An 8,258-nucleotide genomic window follows, 5' to 3' on the forward strand; every position below is an offset into this window, starting at 1 on the left:
GGCACCCACAACCGCAGTAGGTACCCGTGTGACCTGAACAACCACCCTCAGGCTCCCTTAGGCGGGGAGCCTGAGCCGGAATGACGATTACTCGTCTTCCAGTTCGATGTTGATGCCGAGCGAGCGGATTTCTTTCAACAGTACGTTGAAGGATTCCGGCATGCCTGGCTCCATCCGGTGATCGCCATCCACGATGTTTTTGTACATCTTGGTACGGCCGTTAACGTCATCCGACTTAACGGTGAGCATTTCCTGCAGGGTATAAGCCGCGCCGTATGCTTCCAGTGCCCACACTTCCATCTCACCGAAGCGTTGACCACCGAACTGCGCTTTACCACCCAGAGGCTGCTGAGTAACCAAGCTGTAAGAACCGGTTGAACGGGCGTGCATTTTATCGTCAACCAAGTGGTTCAGTTTCAGCATGTACATATAGCCGACAGTAACCTGGCGCTCGAATTGCTCACCGGTACGGCCATCGAACAGCGTGATCTGACCGGAGGTCGGGATACCGCCCATTTCCAGCAGCTTCTTGATTTCAGTCTCTTTCGCACCGTCAAACACCGGCGTTGCGATCGGCATACCTTTTTTCAGGTTCTCTGCCAGACGCAGCACTTCGTCGTCGCTGAAGGTGTTCAGGTCAACTTTCTGGCAAACATCGTCGCCCAGATCGTAGGCCTTCTGGATGAACTCACGCAGCTTGGCCACTTCCTGCTGCTGCTTCAGCATCTGGTTGATCTTCTCACCGATGCCTTTCGCAGCCATACCCAGGTGGGTTTCCAGGATCTGACCGATGTTCATACGTGATGGTACGCCCAGCGGGTTCAGTACGATGTCTACCGGCGTGCCGTTTTCATCGTAAGGCATATCTTCGATCGGGTTGATCTTGGAGATAACACCCTTGTTACCGTGGCGGCCCGCCATCTTGTCACCCGGTTGGATCTGACGTTTAACGGCCAGATAAACCTTGACGATTTTCAGTACGCCCGGCGCCAGATCGTCGCCCTGAGTGATCTTACGACGCTTGGCTTCCAGCTTCTTCTCGAAGTCGGATTTCAGTTCGTCATACTGCTCAGCCAGCTGCTCCAGCTGGTTTTGCTTCTCTTCGTCGGTCAGGCCCAGTTCCAGCCAGCGATCGCGCGGCAGCTTGCTCAGCTTGTCGGCTTCGATGCCACCGGCAACCAGTACCGCGTGGATACGCGCAAACAGGCCGGCTTCCAGGATCTGCAGTTCTTCAGTCAGGTCTTTCTTCGCCTGCTTCAGCTGCATCTCTTCGATTTCCAACGCGCGCTTGTCTTTTTCCACGCCATCGCGGGTGAAGACCTGCACGTCGATAACCGTACCGGAAACGCCGTTCGGCACACGCAGAGAAGAGTCTTTAACGTCAGACGCTTTCTCACCGAAGATCGCACGCAGCAGTTTCTCTTCCGGCGTCAGCTGGGTTTCGCCTTTAGGCGTTACCTTACCGACCAGGATGTCGCCGCCGGTCACTTCAGCACCGATATACACGATACCGGACTCATCCAGCTTGGAGAGCGCCGCTTCACCCACGTTAGGGATGTCGGCGGTGATCTCTTCAGGCCCCAGCTTGGTGTCGCGAGACACGCACGCCAGTTCCTGGATGTGGATGGTGGTGAAGCGATCTTCCTGCACCACGCGCTCGGAGACCAAGATGGAGTCTTCGAAGTTGTAGCCGTTCCAAGGCATGAACGCTACGCGCATGTTCTGGCCCAGCGCCAGTTCGCCCAGGTCTGTCGATGGGCCATCCGCCAGCACGTCGCCGCGCTCGATTGGCTCACCCAGATTCACACACGGCATCTGGTTGATGCAGGTGTTCTGGTTAGAACGGGTGTACTTGGTCAGGTTGTAAATATCGATACCTGCTTCGCCCGGGTACATCTCGTCTTCGTTAACTTTGATAACGATACGGGAAGCATCCACGTACTGGATCACACCGCCGCGTTTGGCAACGGCGGTTACGCCGGAGTCAACCGCTACAGCGCGTTCCATACCGGTACCGACCAGCGGCTTATCGGCGCGCAGGGTTGGTACGGCCTGACGTTGCATGTTCGCACCCATCAATGCACGGTTGGCGTCATCGTGTTCCAGGAATGGAATCAGTGAAGCACCAACGGAAACAACCTGCTGGGTGGATACGTCCATGTAGTCAACCTGGTCGCGGCTGAACAGGCTTGATTCGCCTTTGCTGCGGCAGGTGACCAGGTCTTCTACGAAGCGGCCTTCTTCATCCAGGTTGGAGTTCGCCTGGGCGATAACGAAGTTGCCTTCTTCAATAGCAGACAGGTAGTTGATTTCATCGGTCACCACGCCGTCACGCACGCGGCGGTACGGGGTTTCCAGGAAGCCATACTCGTTAGTCTGTGCGTACACGGACAGGGAGTTGATCAGACCGATGTTTGGACCTTCCGGCGTTTCGATTGGGCACACGCGGCCGTAGTGGGTCGGGTGTACGTCTCGAACTTCAAAGCCGGCGCGCTCACGGGTCAGACCGCCCGGGCCCAGTGCGGAGATACGACGCTTGTGCGTGATCTCGGACAACGGGTTGTTCTGGTCCATGAACTGGGACAGCTGGCTGGAGCCGAAGAACTCTTTCACCGCCGCCGAAATCGGTTTGGCGTTGATCATGTCCTGAGGCATCAGGGTATCCAGATCGCCCAGAGACAGACGCTCTTTCACCGCACGCTCAACACGCACCAGACCTACGCGGAACTGGTTCTCGGCCATTTCGCCGACGGAGCGGATACGACGGTTGCCCAAGTGGTCGATATCGTCCACTTCGCCCTTGCCGTTACGGATATCGATGAGCTTCTTCATCACTTCGATGATGTCGTCTTTGCTCAGGATGCCCGAACCTTCGATCTCGTCGCGCAGCAGAGAACGGTTGAACTTCATACGGCCAACCGCGGACAGATCGTAGCGGTCTTCGGAGAAGAACAGGTTCTCGAACAGGCTTTCGGCAGCTTCGCGCGTTGGCGGCTCACCAGGACGCATCATGCGGTAGATTTCTACCAGCGAGCTCAGACGATCGTTGGTCGGATCGACACGCAGCGTTTCAGAGATGTACGCGCCGTGGTCCAGATCGTTGGTGAACAGCGTTTCGATGCGCTTGTGGCCGGACTGGCTCAGCTTGGCCAGCAGATCCAGCGACAGCTCCATGTTGGCTGCGCAGATCAGTTCGCCGGTATTGGTATCGATATAGTCTTTCGCGACCACTTTGCCCGCGATGTACTCTACCGGTACTTCAATGCTCTGAATGTCGTCTTTTTCCAGCTGACGGATATGACGAGCGGTGATGCGACGGCCTTTCTCTACGTAGATCTTGCCGTTGGCTTCGATATCGAACGAAGCGGTCTCACCACGCAGGCGCTCTGGCACCAGCTCCATCTGCAGCTTGTTGTCGCGGATTTCGAAGACGATCTTGTCAAAGAACAGGTCGAGGATCTGTTCAGTGGTGTAGTTCAGCGCGCGCAGAATGATGGTCGCAGGCAGTTTGCGGCGACGGTCAATACGCACGAACAGGTTGTCTTTCGGATCGAACTCGAAGTCCAACCATGAACCGCGGTAAGGGATGATGCGTGCGTTGTACAGCACTTTACCCGAGGAGTGGGTTTTACCCTTATCGCTGTCGAAGAATACGCCAGGACTACGGTGCAACTGAGATACGATAACCCTCTCAGTACCGTTGATCACAAAGGTGCCGTTTTCGGTCATGAGCGGAATTTCGCCCATGTAGACTTCTTGTTCCTTGATGTCTTTGACCGTACCTTCAGGCGCTTCGCGCTCATAGATAACCAGGCGCAGTTTTACGCGCAGCGGTGCAGAGAACGTCACACCACGGATCTGGCACTCTTTGACGTCGAAGACCGGCTCACCAAGACGGTAGCTAACGTATTGCAGCTCCGAATTGCCACTGTAGCTCTGGATAGGGAAAACAGAACGGAATGCGGCTTCAAGGCCGTACTGCCCTTCTGGATCTTGCTCGATAAACTTCTGGAACGAGTCAAGCTGGATAGAAAGGAGATATGGTATGTCCAGCACTTGTGGACGTTTACCAAAATCCTTACGAATACGTTTTTTCTCGGTATAGGAGTAAACCATAGGGTTCCTCAGCTCGCTGATCAGTGACCCAATCTGTCCGTCCGATTAGGGACAGTTCATGCAACACCGTTTTGTCGACCGGAAAGCGGGAACACTTTCCGCAATATCTCTTGCTATCACGCTTAAACCATTTCATCGCGCCTTCCCCCAGAACTCCTGGTAGTGCAAAGACCGCGGTATATTAAGTCGTCGATAGAAACAAACATTGGGAGGCGAAACCAGCAGCCAAACAGTGTGAAACGCTACTGGCGCCCTACAGCGCAAAAAGGCTGGTGACTAAAAAGTCACCAGCCATCAGCCTAAAAGACTAGGCTGCAACCGGAAGGGTTGGCTTATTTAACTTCAACTTCTGCGCCAGCTTCTTCCAGAGATTTTTTCAGAGCTTCTGCGTCATCTTTGCTCACGCCTTCTTTCAGAGCGGCTGGAGCAGATTCAACCAGGTCTTTAGCTTCTTTCAGACCCAGGCCGGTAGCGCCACGTACTGCTTTGATAACAGCAACTTTGTTAGCGCCTGCAGCTTTCAGGATAACGTCGAATTCAGTTTTCTCTTCAGCAGCTTCAGCTGGGCCAGCAGCTACAGCTACAGCAGCAGCAGCAGAAACGCCGAATTTTTCTTCCATAGCGGAAACCAGTTCAACAACGTCCATTACGGACATAGCGGCAACTGCTTCCAGGATTTGGTCTTTAGTGATAGACATAACAATTGTTCCTAAAATTCAGAAATAGTTTAAATACGTTAGCAAAGGCTAAGAAAGAGTGGCTTACGCCGCTTCTTTCTGATCGCGTACTGCAGCCAGAGTGCGAACCAGTTTGCCGGCAGCGGCTTCTTTCATGGTTGCCATCAGGCGTGCGATCGCTTCTTCGTAAGTTGGCAGCGTCGCCAGGCGGTCGATTTGCGCCGCTGGGATCAGCTCACCTTCAAAGGCCGCAGCTTTAACCTCGAATTTTGCATTCGCTTTCGCGAACTCTTTGAACAGACGAGCAGCAGCGCCCGGGTGTTCGTGAGAGAATGCAATCAAGGTTGGACCGACAAACGTGTCTTTCAGGCATTCGAATGGAGTGCCTTCAACTACGCGACGCATCAGGGTGTTGCGAACAACACGCATGTAAACGCCAGCTTCACGACCTGCTTTACGCAGTTCAGTCATTTTATCTACGGTAACGCCGCGGGAATCCGCAACAACCGCAGACAGCGCGCCTTTGGCTACTTCGCTGACTTCAGCAACAATCGCTTGTTTGTCTTGAAGATTTAATGCCATTAGCTTTTTGCTCCTGGATTAGCCGGGGAAAATCCCCCGGAACTCACTTCACTCGGCGCTTTGTAAAACGCCACGCCGAGCGGCTTAACACGGTGAGCAGAATCCAGCAAAGACATTCTTTTATAAAAAAGAAAAATTTTCTTAGGCTCTGTCACCGTCTACGCAGGAAGGATTAAGTATCTTGCGATACACCTGCGGTCTTGGACGGAGGCCTGGATAGGCCAGGCTCCAACCGAAAAATCTTTGTTTTGCCTACGGCATAGCCAATAGCAAAACCTTGGGGCATAAGATTCTAGACAAATCTCGGCCCCAAGTCAAAGCGATAATCGCAAGTGCGATTAGTTCGCTGCGGCAGACAGACCGCTTTGATCGATAGCAACGCCAGCACCCATGGTGGTGGAGAGGCTAACTTTCTTGATGTACATGCCTTTCGCCTGAGAAGGTTTTGCTTTTTTCAGCGCAACCAGCAGGGCTTCCAGGTTTTCTTTCAGTTTGTCTGCGTCGAAATCAACCTTACCGATAGTGGTATGGATGATGCCGTTTTTGTCGTTACGGTAGCGAACCTGACCTGCTTTAGCGTTTTTCACTGCTTCAGCAACGTTCGGAGTAACGGTACCCACTTTCGGGTTTGGCATCAGGCCGCGTGGACCCAGGATCTGGCCCAGTTGACCTACAACGCGCATTGCATCCGGGGAAGCAATAACAACGTCGAAGTTCATTTCGCCTTTCTTGATCTGCTCAGCCAGATCGTCCATACCTACCAGCTCTGCGCCGGCAGCTTTCGCTGCTTCAGCGTTAGCGCCTTGGGTAAATACGGCAACGCGAACGGAACGACCGGTGCCGTGTGGCAGAACGGTAGCGCCACGAACGTTTTGGTCAGATTTACGAGCGTCGATGCCGAGGTTAACGGCAACGTCAACGCTTTCTACGAATTTAGCGGTGGCCAGCTCTTTCAGCAGAGCAACAGCTTCAGTGATGTCATACTGTTTAGTAGCATCAACTTTGTCACGGATCACGCGCATGCGCTTGGTCAGCTTAGCCATCTCTTAATCCTCCACTACCAGGCCCATGGAACGAGCGGTACCTTCGATGGAGCGAGTCATCGCTTCAACGTCAGAACCAGTCATGTCCGCAGCTTTGGTTTCTGCGATTTCACGTACCTGAGCACGGGTCACTTTACCTACTTTGTCTTTGTTCGGCTTACCGGAACCAGACTTGATACCAGCCGCTTTTTTCAGCAGAACTGCTGCTGGCGGGGTTTTGGTAACGAAAGTGAAGGAGCGATCAGAATAAACGGTGATAACAACCGGAATCGGCAGACCTTTCTCAACGCTGTCAGTTTTAGCGTTGAATGCCTTACAGAATTCCATGATGTTAACGCCCTGCTGACCCAGAGCTGGACCCACTGGTGGGCTCGGGTTAGCCATACCAGCTGCAACTTGCAGCTTAACGTAGGCTTGTACTTTCTTAGCCATTTAAATTTCCTCGGTTTGGGTAGTATCGCCTCGTGAGAGGCTCCCCGTGTTTAACCTCGCCAGACAAACATCAGGCAAGGCATCTAAAAACAAAAGGCGCGAAATTGTAGTTCAATTTCGCGCCTTTGACAAGCGGCAACGGACCGCTTATTGCTGATTATTCGATCAGCCTTTTTCAACCTGGCTGAAGTCCAGTTCCACCGGCGTTGCACGGCCGAAGATGGAAACGGAAACTTTCAGGCGGCTCTTCTCGTAATCGACTTCTTCGACCACGCCGTTGAAATCGGCAAACGGGCCGTCGTTGACGCGCACCAGCTCGCCCGGTTCGAACAGCGTTTTCGGACGCGGTTTGTCACCGACCTGCTGCAGGCGGTTCATGATCGCATCAACTTCTTTATCGCTGATCGGCGCAGGACGGTCAGACGTACCGCCGATGAACCCCATGACACGCGGTACGCTGCGCACCAGGTGCCAGCTGGCGTCATTCATCACCATCTGCACCAGCACGTAGCCAGGGAAGAATTTACGCTCGCTCTTGCGACGCTGGCCACCACGGATTTCAACCACTTCTTCCGTAGGCACCATCACTTCGCCGAACAGCTCTTCCATATCGTGCAGTTTGATGTGTTCACGCAGCGATTGCGCTACGCGACCTTCAAAACCGGAAAACGCCTGAACGACGTACCAACGTTTTTTTGGAGCTTCAGACATTTTAGAACCTCAGGCCAGTAATAAACGACACCAGACGGACCAGAATACCATCCAGCCCCCACAGAATCAGTGACATCACGGCGGTTACCGCGGCAACGATCAACGTGGTGTGTAGCGTTTCCTGACGAGTTGGCCAAATCACTTTACGTACTTCGGTACGCGCTTCGCGGGCAAACGCAACGGTAGCTTTGCCTTTGGTGGTCATCAGAGCCACTGCACCTGCAACGGCGATGATCAGCACAACTGCCAGCGCGCGCAATGGCAGGCTTAAATCACGGTAGTAATAGTTACCGACAATAGCCACAACCAACAGAACGGCGACGATCAGCCACTTTGCCGCTTCCAGGCCGCGTCCGCTCCCTTGAGCCTCGGTATTCGCACTCATAAACCAACCTGTCACAATGATGATTCAGAACAAACAACTTTGCCTCGCATTGCGAGGCAAACCAAACCGATCGGATACCGCACTAGCGATACCCCGGTGTTTTACGCCATGACGTATTCAGTCAATACGGTTTAAGAGCCCATCTCACCAATGATTATGACTGCAAAATCGCTGATGAGATAGGTTCTAGTTCACAGCGTAGAAAAAGGGCATCAAATGATGCCCTTTTACCGCGTGTCGCGTCAAACTTTATCAGCGATTAAGCGATAACTTTAGCAACAACACCAGCGCCTACAGTACGGCCGCCTTCAC

General features: G+C 53.4%; 7 protein-coding genes. All 7 read right to left on the bottom strand.

The window, feature by feature from the left end:
• Positions 1-87 precede the first annotated feature (87 nt).
• The gene (gene rpoB, locus ACUTQY_RS24590; RefSeq protein WP_004929900.1) at positions 88-4,116 is read right to left on the bottom strand and encodes a DNA-directed RNA polymerase subunit beta; all 4,029 of its coding nucleotides are present in this window, start codon (positions 4,114-4,116) and stop codon (positions 88-90) included.
• 332 nt (positions 4,117-4,448) lie between these two features.
• Entirely contained in the window at positions 4,449-4,814 is a 366-nt protein-coding gene (rplL, locus tag ACUTQY_RS24595) for a 50S ribosomal protein L7/L12 (protein ID WP_004929903.1), read from the bottom strand.
• Between the two features lie 63 nt (positions 4,815-4,877).
• Positions 4,878-5,375, bottom strand: coding sequence for a 50S ribosomal protein L10 (gene rplJ / locus ACUTQY_RS24600; RefSeq protein ID WP_004929905.1), 498 nt, complete (start codon positions 5,373-5,375; stop codon positions 4,878-4,880).
• Between the two features lie 338 nt (positions 5,376-5,713).
• Positions 5,714-6,418 (bottom strand): 50S ribosomal protein L1, encoded by a 705-nt coding sequence (rplA, locus tag ACUTQY_RS24605; protein ID WP_004929908.1) that lies wholly within the window; start codon positions 6,416-6,418, stop codon positions 5,714-5,716.
• Positions 6,419-6,421: 3 nt separating this feature from the next.
• Positions 6,422-6,850, bottom strand: a complete 429-nt coding sequence (gene rplK, locus ACUTQY_RS24610) for a 50S ribosomal protein L11 (protein WP_015376316.1) — start codon at positions 6,848-6,850, stop codon at positions 6,422-6,424.
• A 165-nt stretch (positions 6,851-7,015) separates the two neighbouring features.
• Positions 7,016-7,561 carry a transcription termination/antitermination protein NusG gene (gene nusG / locus ACUTQY_RS24615; RefSeq protein WP_004929914.1) on the bottom strand — a complete coding sequence of 182 codons (546 nt, stop codon included), beginning with the start codon at positions 7,559-7,561 and terminating at the stop codon, positions 7,016-7,018.
• A gap of 1 nt (position 7,562) precedes the next feature.
• Positions 7,563-7,946, bottom strand: coding sequence for a preprotein translocase subunit SecE (gene secE / locus ACUTQY_RS24620; RefSeq protein ID WP_004929916.1), 384 nt, complete (start codon positions 7,944-7,946; stop codon positions 7,563-7,565).
• Positions 7,947-8,258: the final 312 nt, after the last annotated feature.

It is taken from the genome of Serratia sp. TSA_130.1 (genome assembly GCF_052691795.1).